We start from the raw sequence: 15,258 nt of genomic DNA on the forward strand, positions 1-15,258 counted from the left end.
CGTGAAGGGAGAGAGGAGCTTCCGGGGTCATCCTTTGGCGCACGGTGTCTGCCCGCGTGCCGAATCGCTCTTGCCCCCTCTCCCTTCAGGGAGAGGGCTGGGGAGAGGGGCTTTCAACACCAGCCGGCCTTCCCCGAAAAGCGCCGAGAATCAGCGCAGCAGCGGACGTAGCAGTTCGCGGGAAATGATGTGGCGCTGGATTTCCGAGGTGCCTTCCCAGATGCGCTCGATGCGCGCGTTGCGCCAGATGCGCTCCACCGGGCCTTCGTCCATCAGGCCCATGCCGCCGAAGATCTGCACGGTTTCGTCGGCAACCTTGCCCAGCACTTCGCTGGCGAACAGCTTGGCCATGCCGGCTTCGCCGTCGGTCATGCTGCCGCGGTCCATCTTCCAGGCGGTGTGCAGGGTCATCAGCTCGGCGGCGCGAATCTGCGTGGCCATGTCGGCGAGCTTGAAGGAGATGCCCTGGTAGCTGCCGATGGCCTGACCGAACTGCTTGCGGTCGGCCGACCATTGCAGTGCCAGGTCCAGCGCGCGCTGGGCCTGGCCCACGCAGTTGGCGGCGACCATCACACGGCCGGCGGTGAGCCAGGCGTTGGCCACTTCCCAACCCTTGTCGACTTCGCCCAGGACCTGGGAGGCCGGCACGCGGCAGTCGTCGAAGAAGATTTCGTAGGTGTGGTAGCCCTTGTTGCTCACGCATTTCGGGCCGCGGCGCACGGTCATGCCGGCGGTGCCCTTGTCGACCAGGAAGGCGGTCACGGCGTTGCGCTTCTTGCCGTTGCGCTCGAAGGTGTCGGTCACCGCGAAGACGATGGCGAAGTCGGCGTGGCCGGCGTGGCTGATGAAGTGCTTGGAACCGTTGATCACGAAGTCCTCGCCGTCACGCACGGCGCGGGTCTTGATCGAGTTGGCGTCGGAGCCGGCGCCCGGCTCGGTGAGGGCGAAGCAGTCGATCTTCTCGCCCTGCACCACCGGCAGCAGGTAGTTCTGAATCTGCTCGCCCTTGCAGGCCATGAGGATCTTCGAGGGGCGCGCGACGAACACGTGCAGGGCCCAGGAGACCTTGGACAGTTCGCGCTCGACCAGCGCCTGGGACAGGTAGTCCAGGCCGCCGCCGCCGACTTCCTCGGGCATGTTGAAGGCGTAGAAGCCGGCCGCCAGGGCCTTGCCACGAATCTTCGCGGCCAGCTCCGGAGACACCGCGTCGGCGCGGTCCACTTCTTCCTCGTAGGGCAGCAGCTCTTTCTCGACGAAAGCCTTGACCGCCTCGACGAGCATTTCCTGTTCCTGGGTCAGTTGGAAATCCATCACATCACCTGCAGCCGTCAGCGGCCTTTGAATTGGGGGGAGCGTTTCTCGGCCACGGCGCACAGCGCCTCGGCGGCATCTTCACTGCGGCCGCAGAGCAGGCCGGCGGCCTGTTCGGCTTCCAGCTGCTGAGCCAGGGTGCGGCTGGCGCCTTCGCGGATCAGGCGCTTGGTGTGGCCGAAGGCGTAGGTCGGGCCGGCAGCCAGGCGTGCGGCGAATTCTCCGGCGTGGACCTGCAGCTGATCGTCGGCGACCACTTCGCCGACCAGGCCTGCGTTCAGCGCGCGTTCGGCGTTCCACAGCTCGTCGAGGAACAGCAGGCGCTTGGCCGCTTCGCCGCCGATCAGACGCGGCAGGTGCCAGCTGGCGCCGGCATCCGGGCAGTAGGCCATGCCGGTGTAGCCGGCCTTGAAGCGCGCGGAGGCGCCGGCGATGCGGAAGTCGCAGCACAGGGTCAGGTCCATCCCGGCGCCGACAGCGGTGCCGTTGACGGCGGCGATGGTCGGCTTGTCCAGGCTGTGCAGGCGACGCATCAGGGCGTGGGCGGTTTCGGTCCAGCCGTAGGTTTCCAGCTCGCCACGCGCTTCGGCCTCGGCCCATTCGGCGAGGTCGGCGCCGGCGCAGAAGCTGCGGCCTTCTCCGGTCAGCACGATGACGCGTACGGCCGCATCGGCCTCGTAGGCATCGAGCAGGGCCAGCAGGCTCTTGAGCGTGGGGACGTCGAGCGCGTTGCGCTGCTCGGGGCGGTTCAGGGTGATCCAGGCGATACCGTGCTGGACCCGGCTGAGCGGGGATGGCTGAGTCATGCTGCCCTCGTTCTTGTAGTCGTTTGCTGAGGCGGATGAAGCGTTGGAGCCAATACTAAACACTTGTTCAGCAAGCCGGCAATCCACCCGAATGGGTGGCTTGTAACGCCCTGCCTATCGACGGGAAGGCCGCGCGGCGCGGGGCTGAGGGGTTTCGCGGGGAATCGTGGACGGGTTTGTTACAACTTCGAACAATCGTTCAGCAGGATTGGCGCGAGGCAATGCTCGCCAATGCAGGAACCGTAGGATGGGTGGAGCGAAGCGATACCCATCCTACAAAGCTCGCTCCTACGCAAAGCGAAAAGCCCCGCGAGGCGGGGCTTCTCCGGAGCGGAAGGGCTCAGCCGATGCTCGGCACTGCCTCATCCATCAACACTTGCCCACGCTTGCGCTTGAGCACGTAGTACGCCAGGTAGCAGGCCGCCATGAAGCCGAAGCCCCAGTACAGCGACGGACGCTGGGTCGGGTCCAGGGCGAGGAAGACGAACAGCGAACAGCAGATCGCGATGCACGCCAGCGGGATCAGTGGGAACAGCGGCGCTGCGTATTTCAGGTCGGCCACAGTGCCGCCCTTGGCCATGTGCTCGCGGCGGAAGCGGTACTGGGCGTAGGCGATGACGATCCAGGTAACGGTGCCGGACATCCCGCTCACCGCCATCAGCACCATGAACAGGGTGTCGGCGGCGACGATGCTGGTCAGCAGCGACAGCAGGGCGAAGGCGAGGCTGATCAGCAGCGCATAGAGCGGCACGCCGCGGGTGCTGAGTTTCGACAGCTTGCGTGGCGCCATGCCGGTCTTGGACATGGCCCAGAGGATACGCGTGGAGGCGTACAGGCCGGAATTGCCCACGGACAGGATGGCGGTGAGGATCACGAAGTTCATCAGGTCGGCGGCATAGGGAATGCCAACCATGTCGAATACCTGCACGAACGGGCTTTCCATCAGGCCGGCCTGCTTCCACGGCACGATGCAGGACAGCACGACAATCGCCAGCACGTAGAAGATCAGCACGCGGAACACCACGTTGCGCACGGCGCGCGGGATGCTCTTTTCCGGCTGGTCGGTCTCGCCGGCGGCGACGCCCATGATCTCGCAGCCCTGGAAGGCGTAGACCACCGTCATCATCACCGCGAACACCGCGGACAGACCGTTGGGGAACAGGCCGTCGCTGACCAGGTTGGACAGCCCCGGCGCGGCCGCGCCGTCGTTCAGCGGAATGGCGCCGAAGATCACCAGCACCCCGACCACGATGAAGCCGAGGATGGCCGCAACCTTGATCCCGGAGAACCAGTACTCGGCCTCGCCGAAGGCGCGGGTGGCCAGGGCATTGAGGGAGAACAGCACAACCACGAAGAGGCCCGACCAGAGCCAGATCGGCACCTCGGGGAACCAGCGGGTCATCAGCATGCCGGCGGCGGTGAATTCCAGCCCGACGGTGGAAGCCCAGCTCATCCAGTAGACCCAGCCGATCATGAATCCGGTGGCCGGGCCGATAAAGCGCGTGGCGTGGGCCTGGAAGGAACCGGAGACCGGCATCTGCACCGACAGCTCGCCCAGGCAGACCATCACCAGGTACATCAGCAGGCCGGCGACTAGGTAGGCGAGGATGGCGCCCATCGGGCCGCCGGAGCCAATGGTGACGCCCGAGCCCATGAACAGGCCGGTGCCGATGACACCGCCCAGCGACAGCATGAAGATGTGGCGGCTCTTGAGCGCGCGGGTGAGCTGGATCTTCTCGCCGCTACCGGCGTGATGGGTCTCAGACATGGCGCACCTCCAGGGAACGGCGGGCGCGGCTGAGCGGAACTCTACGTTGGATCATTATTGTTATCTCCAATCAATCAGAGGCCGTGGCTCGGGCACGGATGCCACCGGATTATTGGAAGACGATGTAAGACGGGGTTGTTCGCCAGGATCGAAGTTGTAGAAAGATGTAAGGATTTTGTGCAGGGCTTGCTGCGCGGGGGGTTTAGCGTTTTTGATTTTCGTAGGAGCGAGCTTGCTCGCGAACGGTTTTCCCCGGGGAGTCCGAAGCTGGGCGGGTTCGCGAGCAAGCTCGCTCCTACAGGTCAGGCGCCCCACGATGGCATCGATGCCATCCCGAACTTACGCCAGAGCGCTCTTCAGACGTTCAGCGGCAACCGCCCTCTCCTGCTCAAGCTGTTCCGCCCAATCCACCAGCGAAGCCCCTGCCAGCGCCGCCGCCTCCAGCTCACCCAGGCAATCCCCCAACCCGCGCAGGCCCATGGACCGGCAGCTCCCCGCCAGCCGGTGCGCCAGGCTGGCGGCCTCCACCGCATCGTCCTGGCGCAGCGCATCCAGCAGCAATGGCCATTGCTCATCCAGCAGCTTCCACAGGCTGGCGAGCAGCTCGTTCAGCTTGTGCTCGCCCAGCAGACGACGGTGGGTCTCCAGAACCTGATGATCCAGCGGTCCCTTTTCCACCGCCTCGGACGGCGGCTCCCAGGCCACGCCGGCCAGCGCAAGGCGCAGGTCGTCGAGGCGCAGGGGTTTGCCCAGTACGCCCTGCATGCCGGCCTCGAAGTAGCGGCGGACCATGCCCGGCTGCACGCTGGCGGTGAAGGCATGGATCGGTGTGGTCGCATTCAGTCCATCGGACTGCGAACGGATTGCGCGACACAGGTCGAGGCCGGTCATCCCTGGCAGGTGCATGTCCAGCAGGATCAGGTCGAAGCGCCGCGCCACAGTCAGCGCCAGCGCAGGCCCGGCGTCTCCAGCGAGCTGCACGCGATGGCCGTCGCGCTCCAGCAACGCCTGGGCGACTTCGCGGTTGAGGGCGACGTCCTCCACCACCAGCACGTCCAAGGCCGGCGCCTGCGCGACGGCCAGGCCGGTGCGCGGCAGCGCACCCGGCGCAAGCACGATCTCGAACCAGAAGGTGCTGCCCTCGCCCTCGAGGCTCTCCACACCGATCTCGCCGCCCATGGCCTGCACCAGCCGCTTGCTGATCGCCAGCCCCAGCCCGGTGCCACCGTAGCGCCGCGCCACCTCGTCGCTGGCCTGGGTGAAGCGCTGGAAGATCCTCTCCTGCTGCTCGGCGGAAAGGCCGATACCGTCGTCGGTGACGCTGAAGCGCAGACGTTGCCCGGCCTCGCTGCTCTGCAGTAGCGCGACCTCCAGCAGCACCTCGCCCTCCTCGGTGAACTTCACCGCGTTGGCCAGCAGGTTGCTCAGCACTTGGCGCAGGAACTGCTCGGCGCCCCGGCAGGCGTCCTGCACCTCTGAATCGACGCGCAGGCGCAGGCAGGTGCCGTTGTCCTCGGCGCGCGGCTCCAGCAGGGTCACTACGTCGTCGAGCAGGCGGCGCAGGGAGAAGTCCACCGGCTCGGGCTGGCTGGCGCCGTCTTCCAGCTTGGCGAAGTGCAGCACCTCGTTGAGGATCGCCAGCAGCCCTTCACCGGCGGTGGACAGTGCTTGCAGACGGCGCCGGTCCTGCTCGCCCATAGGCGCGGCGCGCAGCAGTTCGGCCATGCCGAGGATGCCGTTGAGTGGCGTGCGGATCTCGTGGCTCATGGTGGCGAGGAAGCGGCTCTTGGCGCGGTTGGCGGCCTCGGCTTCCTCCTTGGCGCGGCGCAGGCTGGCGGTGCGCCGCTCGACCCGCCGCTGCAATTCGTCGCGCTTGCTCTGCAGGGCCGCGCGGTCGGCTTCGCGCCGGCGCAACTCGGCGCGCAGGGCTCGTCGCAAGCCGTCGAGGGCATCGGCCACGGTGTCGATTTCGTCCTCTTCGCCTGAGCGTTTTTTAGCCAGCACCAGCTCGGTGCCCAGGTCGCCGCCGGTGAGCCCGCGGACGAAATCGGCCATGGCCCGCAGGTGGCGGGTGACCAGGCTATGGAACAGCCAGCTCAGCGCCACCGCCAGGCCGCAGAGGAACACCCCCATCCACAACAGGCTGGCGAGCCCGCCATGGAGCAGGCGCAGATAGACGGCGCCGAGGTCGATGCTGATTTCCAGCTCGCCCAGCTCGCGGCGCTCGCCATCCGGTGGCTGGAAGGCCAGGGAGTAACGCTCGATGCGGAAGGGCCCGCGCGGGTCGTCGGCGTCCTGCACCAGGTTGAAGTCGGCGCTGCGCAGGCGCACCTGGGCGATGTCGGGGAAGTCGGCCAGGCCGTGCAGCTGCACGTTCAGCTGTTCCTGGTTGAGGTCCCATAGGCTGCGCTCGAAGCTGGCGAGGTATCCGACACGGATCAGCTCCAGGCGCGTATCGATGTCGCGCATCTCGCGGCGGTACTCGAAGTACAACTGCACGGCGCTGGCCAACACGGTGAAGCACAGGCTGAACAGCAGCACCCGCAACAGCAGGCGCCGGGCCAGGCCGCCGGGCAGCCTCAACGCGGCACCCCGTCGCCGGCGTGCATGGCGCGGTAGTCGTGCTCGCTCTGTTCCAGCCAGCGGGCGACGCTGCCGTCGTCCACGCGTTTCTTCAGCAGCGCGTCGATCTCGTCCATCCGCGCGGCCAGCGGCGAATGGCGGGAGACGGCAATGCGCAGGTAATCCACGGTGAGCGGCCTGGACAGCGCGAAGATGTCCTGCCCACCGGCCAGTTGCTCGGCGAACAGCGTGCCGGTGCGCCGTTCGTGGGCGATGAAGTCGATGCGCTGGCGGATCAGCTTGCCGAAGTTCTGGCGACTGTCGGAGACCCATTCGACGTTGCCGTGCTCGGCGACGAAGCGGTCGAATTCCGGCCCGTAGCTCTCGCCGAACAGCAGTCCACCGCGGTAATGGCCTAGGTCGCCCAGCTGGTCGAAACGCACTGGCTTGTGGCGGTTGTAGAAGATCGCTACTTCTTCGCGCAGCACCGGCACACGGGAGAACAGCAGGCCGTCGTCGCGCTGCGGGGTCTGGTAGGCGAGCACCACGTCGACGCGGCCTTCGGCAGCGTCCAGCAGGCAGCGCTTCCAGTTGCCCAGCACCACGGTCTTCACTTCATAGCCCAGCTCGCCGAGCACGCTGCGCACGGTTTGTGGCGCCAGACCGCGCACTTCGTGGCCGTCGCTCCAGGAGATGGGTGGGTAGACGGGGTAGTCGCAGTAGCGGATGGGCTGCGCGGCCTGAACAGCTGTGCAGAAGATCAACGTGAGCAGGGCAAGTACATGCTGCAAAGATCTGTGCGGCGATTGCCCTCTCCCCAGCCCTCTCCCTGAAGGGAGAGGGGGCAAAAGCCGTTCCCGCGCGAGGCTGAAGAATCGTTGCAACACGCTCACGGCAAGATGCATTCAGGCGTCGGCGGGCGTGGCAGTGAACAGGTATCCCGCGCCATGGATGGTGATGATCAGCTCCGGCTCGGCCGGGTCATCGCGCAGCTTGCGGCGCAGGCGGCCGACCAGCACGTCGATGGAGCGATCGTTGGGCAGCCACTCGCGGTTGCGGATCTGGTCCATCAACTGGTCACGGCTCAGGGTGTGGCCGGTGTTGCGCAGGAACACGCCGAGCAACTGGAATTCGCCGTGGGTCAGCGGGGTTTCGCTGCCATCGCGGTCGATCAGGCGGCGGCGGTCCGGGTCCAGCGTCCAGTGGGCGAAGCGCTTGTGGTGCTGCCGGCTGCCCGGCGCGGCTGTGGCGGCAGGTTGGCGCGCGTGGCGCACGCGGCGAATCAGGTTCTTCGCGCGGGATACCAGTTCACGCGGGTTGAGCGGCTTGATCACGTAATCGTCGGCGCCGCATTCCAGGCCGACGATACGGTCGATGTCATCGTTGCGCCCGGTGATCAGGATGATGCCGACCTCCGAGCGCACGCGCAGCTCGCGGGTCAGGGTCAGGCCGTCCTTGCCGGGCAGGCGGATGTCGAGCATCACCAGGTCGACGGGCTGCTCGGCCTGCTCGGCTTCGACGAGCGTTGCCTCGGCCTGTTCGGCGGTGCCGGCGCAAAGCACGTCATAGCCTTCCTCGCCGAGGTAAGCCTGGAGGAGCTCGCGAATCACCGGATCGTCGTCGACGATCAGTACACGGGAAGTCATCGCAATACCCTGCTGAGGCCACCGCTCGTGGCGGGGCCATTCTTGTTATGCGTGGAGGTAGAGCTGTAGGAACTGTCCTGCAGATGGCGGCAGGTTACCGCCCGCTGAACAATCGATCAACAGACTCCCGACGCCCGACAGAAGCGCTGCCGACCGCCGTACTGGAGGCCATCCACCCAGGCTTCGCAGATCTGCACGCCCTGCTCCGGGGTGAAGGTATTGGGATTCAGACCGGACTCCAGCCACAGGCCGTCGAGCAAGGCGCTAAGGGCGATGGCGGCCAGCTCGGCATCGAAGTCGGCCCAATCCTGCTCCGTCGCCAGCTCGTTCAGCGCCTGCGCCAGCAACGCGCGGTACTCGCCGTAGGAATGGTCGTGGGCCTTGTTGATTTCCTCGGCCGTCTTCACCGCGCCCCAGAACGCCAGCCAGGCATCCAGCAGTTGCGGGTCGAGCAGTTCGGCGCAGAACGAGGCACGAAAGAACGCCGACAGTCGCGCACGCGCGTCGGGCGCCGCTTCGGCGATGGACTCGCGCAGTAACTGCATGACCCGCCCGGTGACCGTCAGGTAGGCCTCGGCCACCAGTTCGTCCTTGCCCGAATAGTGGTGGTTGATCAGCCCCACCGAGACCCCGGCCTCGGCGCAGATCTTGCGTATGGAGGCTCCCTGGAAGCCATGGCGTTTCAGGCACGCGAGGGTGGCCTCAATCAGCAGCGCCTTGCGCTGCTCCGGCTCCAGTCGGGTAAAGCGGACTTCCTCGTTCATGCCTGGCTCCTCAGGTTTCAGGTGGCCAATCTGAACGATTGTTCGATTAGGCGCCAGTACCTACCCGTTCGGGGAATGGTCCGGGCACCGCCCCTGGTCGAGAGTGGCTTCATCCGCGACAACTCCAATTCATAAGAAAACCAAAGGTGGGACTGACATGCAGAAAACGCTCGCAGCAGTACTCAGCGCGGCGCTGGCGACCTTGCCGGCACTGGGTCACGGGGAGGAAGCCGAAGGTGCGAAGACGCTGCGGCTGTACAACTGGACCGACTACATCGGCGAACACACCATCGCCGATTTCGAGAAGGAAACCGGAATCAAGGTGGTCTACGACACCTTCGATTCCTACGAGACCGTGCAGGGCAAACTGCTGCCCGGCCGCTCGGGCTACGACCTGGTGGTGCTCAACGCCGCCCTGGTGCCGCCGCTGCTCAAGGCGGGCGTATTCCAGCCGCTGGACAAGACCAAGCTGCCCAGCTGGAACAACCTCGATGCGGACGTGCTCAAGCACCTGGACCACTACGATCCGGGTGTGAAGTATTCGGCGCCCTACACCTGGGGCAGCAACGGCATCACCTACAACATCGACAAGATCAAGCAGCGCATGCCCGACGCGCCCATCGGCTCGCTGGCGATGCTGTTCGATCCGAAGATCGTGTCGAAATTCGCCGATTGCGGGGTGACCATCATCGACTCCCCCACCGACGTGATCCCGCTGGCCCTGACCTACCTCAAGCGCGACCCCAACAGCGCGCTGCCCGAGGACCTGAAGGCCGCTCAGGACCTGCTGCAATCGATCCGCCCGTACATCCGCAAGTTCGACTCCACCAGCTACCTGAACGGCCTGGCCAACGGCGACCAGTGCATGGCGATGACCTGGTCCGGCGACTACGCCACCGCCCAGGCCCGCGCCGACGAAGCCGGCGCCAAGGTCAAGCTGGGCTACTTCGTGCCCAAGGAAGGCTCGCTGATCTGGTTCGACGACTTCTACATCCCGGCCGACGCGCCGCACGTGGCAAACGCCCACAAGTTCATCGAATACATGCTGCAGCCGAAGGTCGCCGCCGACGTCGCCGACTACATCCGCTACGCCTCGAGCAACGCCGCCGCCACCCCGCTGCTGGCCGCCGAAGTACGCAACGACCCGGCGATCTACCCCGACGCCGAAACCCGCGCCCGGCTGTTCACCCAGAAAGTGCAGAACCCCAAGGCGACCCGCCTGATCACCCGCACCTGGAACGCGGTGAAGACCGGGACCTGATGGATCGCCAATCACAAGCCCCGGCCTGAGCGCCGGGGCACGGGGAGAAGGCTCTCCCCACCACGAATAACCGAAAGTCCGAGGTACAGACGATGACCACCACCACCCCAGCCTACTTCGCCCAGTTCAACGACGAGCAGCTGGTCGCCGCCGACAAAGCCCACTACATGCACGGCTACCACGTGTTCGACGACCACCGGGTCAACGGTGCGCTGAACATCGCCGCCGGCGAGGGCGCCTACATCTACGACACCAAGGGCAATCGCTACCTGGACGCCGTGGGCGGCATGTGGTGCACCAACATCGGCCTGGGCCGCGCGGAAATGGCTGACGCCATCGCGGAGCAGGTGCGCCAGCTGGCCTACTCCAATCCCTTCTGCGACATGGCCAACGTCACCGCCATCCAGCTCTGCGAGAAGCTCGCCGAACTGGCGCCGGGCGACCTCGACCACGTGTTCCTCACCACCGGCGGCTCCACCGCAGTGGACACCGCCTACCGCCTGATCCAGTACTACCAGAACTGCCGCGGCAAGCATGAGAAGAAGCACATCATCAGCCGCGTCAACGCCTACCACGGCTCGACCTTCCTCACCATGTCCCTGGGCGGCAAGGTCGCCGACCACCCGGCCGAGTTCGACTTCCTCAAGGACGTCATCCATCACATTTCCTGCCCCAACCCCTACCGCGCCCCGGAAGGGATGACAGAAGGAGACTTCCTCGAATTCCTGGTGAAGGAATTCGAAGACAAGATTCTCGAACTGGGCGAAGACAAGGTCGCCGCCTTTTTCGCCGAGCCGATCATGGGCTCGGGCGGCGTGATCATTCCGCCCAAGGGCTACCACCAGCGCATGTGGCAGGTCTGCCAGCAATACGACGTGCTCTACGTCGCCGACGAAGTGGTGACTTCCTTTGGCCGCCTCGGCGCCTTCTTCGCCTCCGAAGACGTGTTCGGCATGCAGCCGGACATCATCACCACCGCCAAGGGCCTGACCTCCGGCTACCTGCCGCTGGGCGCGTGCATCTTCTCCGACCGCATCTGGAAGGTGATCGGCGAGGCCGACAAGGGCCGCTGCTTCGCCCACGGCTTCACCTACAGCGGGCACCCGGTGAGCTGCGTCTCGGCGCTGAAGAACATCGAGATCATCGAGCGTGAGAACCTTCTTGAGCACGTGAAGGACGTCGGCGGCTACCTGGAGCAGCGTCTGCAGGAACTGGCCGGCCTGCCGCTGGTAGGCAGCGTGCGTTGCCAGAAGCTGATGGCCTGCGTCGAGTTCGTCGCCGACAAGCGCAGCAAGGCGCTCTTCCCCGAGGAGCTGAACATCGGCGAAAAGATTCACCTGCGTGCCCAGGCCAAGGGCCTGCTGGTGCGGCCGATCGTGCACCTGAACGTGATGTCGCCGCCGTTGACCATCACCCGTGAGCAGGTCGACGAGATCGTCGACAAGCTGCGCGAGTCGATCCTGGAGGCTGCCGAAGACCTTCAGCGCAGCGGTGATTACGCGGGGCACTGATGATCGATCCGAGGATTTTGCCTACACCCCGGCAGCCCTTTATGCTGCCGGACATGAGCGAATCTCAGGCACTGAGCGAAACGTCCGACGCACCGGCCCTGCATGCCTGGCATGCGGGGCTGGCGCGCGCCCTGGCCAGCGTCGGCGAAGTCGTCTTCGTCGAGCGCCTGGCCGACGCCCTGGGCTGCCTGGTGCCGGTGGAGTCGGTGATGCTCGGCCTGGAACAGCGCGGCCAGCCGCCACAACCGCTGTACCAGCGCGGCGTCCACCCGGAACACCACGAAGCGCTGGTCGACCGCTACTACGCCCGCGGCTACCTGCTGGACCCCTTCTGCCTGGCCATGGAAGACGGCCTCACCGAAGGTTTCTATCCGCTGGCCGACATCGCCCCGGACGACTTCTTCGCCAGCGAGTACTACAAGACCTACTACCTCAAGTTCGGCTGCACCGAGGACTGCCACTTCATCATCGACCTGGGCGAAGCGCGCAAGGTCTCGCTGTGCCTGTACCAGGGCGAGAGCGGCGCGCGCTTCAGCGAAACCCAGCTGGACCTGCTGGCCACCGCCCTGCCGCTGGTGCGTGAGCTGTTCCGCCAGTTCGAGCGCAATGGCGGGCTGGACCTGCTGCTGGCCGGGCGCGGCGTGAAAGTCAGCGTGCAGGACGACCAGGCGCCGCTGAACCGGCACATCCGCGCGGCATTCATGAATTTCGGCGCCGACCGGCTCACCGAGCGCGAACGGGAAATCGCCCACCTGCTGCTGCGCGGCCACTCGGTGAAATCCAGCGCGCGGGTGCTGGATATCTCCCCGGAAACCGTGCGCATGCACCGCAAGCACCTCTACACCAAGCTGGCGATCAACTCCCAGGCGGAGCTGTTCTCGCTGTTCATCGACTGGCTGACCGGCGACGCCAGCGCTGCCTGACCCCTGCGTTGCAGGATGGGTGGTGCGCAGCGATACCCATGCAGCTGGCGTCCGCAATCGATGGGTATCGCTACGCTCCACGCCATCCTACGATTCCAGCTTGTCGACGGTGCCTCCCCCCTTCGCTCCTACAATCTCGATACCGTTGCATGCGGCATCGCGCCCGGAAATCTGCCAACCTATGGCGTTTCCCGCTGTCTGACCCGTGCCCCACCACCAGGAGAGCTCCCCGATGTCCCGACGCTGGCTACCCGCCTTGCTGTTGGCCGCCGCCCTGCCACTGCACGCCGCCGAATCCAAACCCACCTACGGTCCGGAACTGGAGCGCTTCAACTACTCCTACCCGGTCGGTCACTACAGCTTCGCGTCCCAGGGCCACCACATGCACATGGCCTACATCGACGTGAAGCCCAAGAAACAGCCCAACGGCCGCACCGTGGTGCTGCTGCACGGCAAGAACTTCTGCGCCGGCACCTGGGAAACCACCATCGCGGCTCTGAGCGACGCCGGCTACCGCGTCGTCGCGCCGGACCAGATCGGCTTCTGCAAATCCACCAAGCCCGAGCGCTACCAGTACAGCTTCCAGCAGCTGGCGACCAACACCCATGCCCTGCTGGAGCACCTGAAGATCGGCAAGATCACCCTGCTGGGCCACTCCACCGGCGGCATGCTCGCCACCCGCTACGCACTGATGTACCCGCAACAGGTCGAGCAGCTGGCGATGGTCAACCCCATCGGCCTGGAAGACTGGAAAGCCCTCGGCGTGCCCTACCGCACCCCCGACCAGTGGTACGAGCGCGAGCTGAAGACCAGCGCCGAGAGCATCCGCCAGTACGAGCAGGCGACCTACTACGCCGGCCAGTGGAAACCCGAGTACGACAAGTGGGTGAACATGCTCGCCGGCCTGTTCAACGGTGCCGGTCACGAGCGCGTGGCGTGGAACTCGGCGCTGCTCTACGACATGATCTTCACCCAGCCGGTGGTCTACGAATTCGGCCAGCTGAAGATGCCGACCCTGCTGCTGATCGGCACCAAGGACAACACCGCGATCGGCAAGGACATCGCCCCGGCCGAGCTCAAACCCAAGCTGGGCAACTACGCCGAACTAGGCAAGGCGACTGCCAAGGCCATCCCCAACGCCACCCTGGTGGAGTTCGACGACATGGGCCACGCGCCGCAGATCCAGGACCCGAAGCGCTTCCACGAGGCGCTGCTCAAGGGGCTGGCGGACCTCAAGCACTGACAGCCCCGAGCCATCCGGGTAGTCCGTAGGATGGCGTGGAGCGCAGCGATACCCATCAATTGGCGTGCAACCACCGCATGGGTATCGCTGCGCTCCACCCATCCTACAAGTGCAGTACAGGGCAGACCTGTAGGAGCGAGCTTGCTCGCGAACCGCCCAGCGCCAGTGCCGCCGGGTAATCCGTTCGCGAGCAAGCTCGCTCCTACGAAAGAGCCACCACACCGCGCCCACAAAAACGCCGGCTCCCCTCACAGGGAGCCGGCGTTCTTGATTCAGGCGAGGATCAGCCCAGGTTCTTGCCCAGCAGCGCGTGGTACAGCTCGCTGTCGCCGAGCACGCCGACCACGCGGCTCTGCTCCTGCAGCACCAGCTTGTGGCCGGTCTGGTAGCGAATCTGCAGCGCATCGCGCATGCGGATGTTGACGTCCACCAGGGTCGGCTCGTGCTTGAGCTTCTCCACCGGGTCGCCCGGGCGCCATTGCTGCAGGTCGATGATGTTGCTGCCCTGGCGCGCGGTCTTGATCTGGTTCGATTCGGTCAGGCCCAGCCAGCAGTCGCGGCCCTGGTCGAAGCAGACCTCGTCGGCCTGGCGGCGGCACTGGTCCAGGCCACGCATCAGGCTGGAGCCGCACAGCACGTTGAGCGGGTTGGTGTGGGCGACGAAGGTGCGCACGTAGTCGTCCGCCGGGCTGAGCACGATTTCCTCGGGCTTGCCATGCTGGATGATGCGGCCGTCCTTCATGATTGCGATGCGCGTACCAATCTTCAGCGCCTCGTCCAGGTCATGGCTGACGAAGACGATGGTCTTGTGCAGCTGCCGTTGCAGCACCAGCAGCTCGTCCTGCAATTGCTGGCGGATCAGCGGGTCCAGCGCGGAGAAAGGTTCGTCCATCAGCAGGATGTCACCATCCATGGCCAGCGCGCGGGCCAGGCCGACGCGCTGCTGCATGCCGCCAGAAAGTGAATCCGGACGCTTGTCGCGCCATTGCGACAGGCCGACCAGTTCCAGCTTCTCGTCGATCACCTTCTTCCGTTCATTGGCCGGGCGGCCCTGCATTTCCAGGCCGAAGCCGATGTTCTCGGCCACGGTCAGCCAGGGCATCAGCGCGAACTTCTGGAACACCATGGCGATGCGCTTGGTACGCATGGTCTTGAGCGCCGCCGGCGAGCAGTTGGCGATGTCCACCTGCTGGCCTTCGTGCTCGATCAGCAGCTTGCCGCGGCTGACCCGGTTGAGGCCGTTGATGCAGCGCAGCAGGCTGGACTTGCCCGAGCCCGACAGGCCCATCATCACGCAGATTTCGCCGCGGTCGACGTCCAGGCAGGCATCCTCGACACCCAGCACCTGGCCGGTGCGCTTGAGGATTTCCTCGCGACCCAGGCCCTGGTCCAGCAGCTTGAGCGCTTCCTTGGTGTGGGTGCCGAAAATCACATCCACATGTTCGAATCGAATCGCCGACATA

At 65.6% G+C, this 15,258-nt stretch carries 12 protein-coding genes; 4 read left to right on the plus strand and 8 right to left on the minus strand.

From position 1 onward, the window contains the following. Window positions 1-150 precede the first annotated feature (150 nt). From FAS41_RS14520 to FAS41_RS14550, 7 genes are all read right to left on the minus strand, one after another. Complete coding sequence (locus FAS41_RS14520) at window positions 151-1,311, minus strand: acyl-CoA dehydrogenase family protein (protein ID WP_138523355.1); 1,161 nt, start codon at window positions 1,309-1,311, stop codon at window positions 151-153. A 17-nt stretch (window positions 1,312-1,328) separates the two neighbouring features. Next, on the minus strand, window positions 1,329-2,117 hold the full coding sequence (locus FAS41_RS14525; protein ID WP_138523357.1) for an enoyl-CoA hydratase/isomerase family protein: 789 nt from the start codon (window positions 2,115-2,117) through the stop codon (window positions 1,329-1,331). Between the two features lie 340 nt (window positions 2,118-2,457). Further along, the gene (locus FAS41_RS14530; RefSeq protein ID WP_138523359.1) at window positions 2,458-3,885 is read right to left on the minus strand and encodes an amino acid permease; all 1,428 of its coding nucleotides are present in this window, start codon (window positions 3,883-3,885) and stop codon (window positions 2,458-2,460) included. 339 nt (window positions 3,886-4,224) lie between these two features. Continuing rightward, window positions 4,225-6,468 (minus strand): ATP-binding protein, encoded by a 2,244-nt coding sequence (locus FAS41_RS14535; RefSeq protein ID WP_138523361.1) that lies wholly within the window; start codon window positions 6,466-6,468, stop codon window positions 4,225-4,227. Beyond that, the gene (locus FAS41_RS14540; RefSeq protein WP_138523363.1) at window positions 6,465-7,238 is read right to left on the minus strand and encodes a substrate-binding periplasmic protein; all 774 of its coding nucleotides are present in this window, start codon (window positions 7,236-7,238) and stop codon (window positions 6,465-6,467) included. The genes FAS41_RS14535 and FAS41_RS14540 overlap by 4 nt, the downstream gene beginning before the upstream one ends. A gap of 114 nt (window positions 7,239-7,352) precedes the next feature. Next, window positions 7,353-8,099 carry a response regulator gene (locus FAS41_RS14545; protein ID WP_138523365.1) on the minus strand — a complete coding sequence of 249 codons (747 nt, stop codon included), beginning with the start codon at window positions 8,097-8,099 and terminating at the stop codon, window positions 7,353-7,355. Between the two features lie 110 nt (window positions 8,100-8,209). Beyond that, window positions 8,210-8,857 carry a TetR family transcriptional regulator C-terminal domain-containing protein gene (locus tag FAS41_RS14550; RefSeq protein ID WP_138523367.1) on the minus strand — a complete coding sequence of 216 codons (648 nt, stop codon included), beginning with the start codon at window positions 8,855-8,857 and terminating at the stop codon, window positions 8,210-8,212. Between the two features lie 157 nt (window positions 8,858-9,014). Here FAS41_RS14550 and FAS41_RS14555 point away from each other — a divergent pair, with 157 nt between their 5' ends. The 4 genes from FAS41_RS14555 to FAS41_RS14570 all read left to right on the plus strand — a co-directional run bounded on the left by FAS41_RS14555 (window position 9,015) and on the right by FAS41_RS14570 (window position 13,795). Continuing rightward, a complete protein-coding gene (locus FAS41_RS14555) occupies window positions 9,015-10,118 on the plus strand; it encodes a polyamine ABC transporter substrate-binding protein (protein WP_138523369.1) in 1,104 nt (367 codons plus the stop codon). Between the two features lie 92 nt (window positions 10,119-10,210). Continuing rightward, complete coding sequence (locus FAS41_RS14560; protein WP_138523371.1) at window positions 10,211-11,629, plus strand: aminotransferase; 1,419 nt, start codon at window positions 10,211-10,213, stop codon at window positions 11,627-11,629. Window positions 11,630-11,682: 53 nt separating this feature from the next. After that, window positions 11,683-12,552, plus strand: coding sequence for a helix-turn-helix transcriptional regulator (locus tag FAS41_RS14565; protein WP_138523373.1), 870 nt, complete (start codon window positions 11,683-11,685; stop codon window positions 12,550-12,552). A 232-nt stretch (window positions 12,553-12,784) separates the two neighbouring features. Then, window positions 12,785-13,795 (plus strand): alpha/beta fold hydrolase, encoded by a 1,011-nt coding sequence (locus FAS41_RS14570; protein WP_138523375.1) that lies wholly within the window; start codon window positions 12,785-12,787, stop codon window positions 13,793-13,795. A 283-nt stretch (window positions 13,796-14,078) separates the two neighbouring features. On the opposite strand, the gene choV is transcribed toward FAS41_RS14570, so the two are convergent. Continuing rightward, entirely contained in the window at window positions 14,079-15,257 is a 1,179-nt protein-coding gene (gene choV, locus FAS41_RS14575) for a choline ABC transporter ATP-binding protein (protein ID WP_138523377.1), read from the minus strand. Window position 15,258: the final 1 nt, after the last annotated feature.

The sequence above is a fragment of the Pseudomonas nicosulfuronedens genome, assembly GCF_005877905.1.
Taxonomy (GTDB): domain Bacteria; phylum Pseudomonadota; class Gammaproteobacteria; order Pseudomonadales; family Pseudomonadaceae; genus Pseudomonas; species Pseudomonas nicosulfuronedens.

Bases quoted from the DNA above. Each gene is read 5' to 3' on its own strand.
- FAS41_RS14520 (WP_138523355.1), bottom strand. From the start codon at position 1,311: ATGGATTTCCAACTGACCCAGGAACAGGAAATGCTCGTCGAGGCGGTC.
- FAS41_RS14525 (WP_138523357.1), bottom strand. From the start codon at position 2,117: ATGACTCAGCCATCCCCGCTCAGCCGGGTCCAGCACGGTATCGCCTGG.
- FAS41_RS14530 (WP_138523359.1), bottom strand. From the start codon at position 3,885: ATGTCTGAGACCCATCACGCCGGTAGCGGCGAGAAGATCCAGCTCACC.
- FAS41_RS14550 (WP_138523367.1), bottom strand. From the start codon at position 8,857: ATGAACGAGGAAGTCCGCTTTACCCGACTGGAGCCGGAGCAGCGCAAG.
- FAS41_RS14555 (WP_138523369.1), top strand. From the start codon at position 9,015: ATGCAGAAAACGCTCGCAGCAGTACTCAGCGCGGCGCTGGCGACCTTG.
- FAS41_RS14560 (WP_138523371.1), top strand. From the start codon at position 10,211: ATGACCACCACCACCCCAGCCTACTTCGCCCAGTTCAACGACGAGCAG.
- FAS41_RS14565 (WP_138523373.1), top strand. From the start codon at position 11,683: ATGAGCGAATCTCAGGCACTGAGCGAAACGTCCGACGCACCGGCCCTG.
- FAS41_RS14570 (WP_138523375.1), top strand. From the start codon at position 12,785: ATGTCCCGACGCTGGCTACCCGCCTTGCTGTTGGCCGCCGCCCTGCCA.
- choV (WP_138523377.1), bottom strand. From the start codon at position 15,257: ATGTCGGCGATTCGATTCGAACATGTGGATGTGATTTTCGGCACCCAC.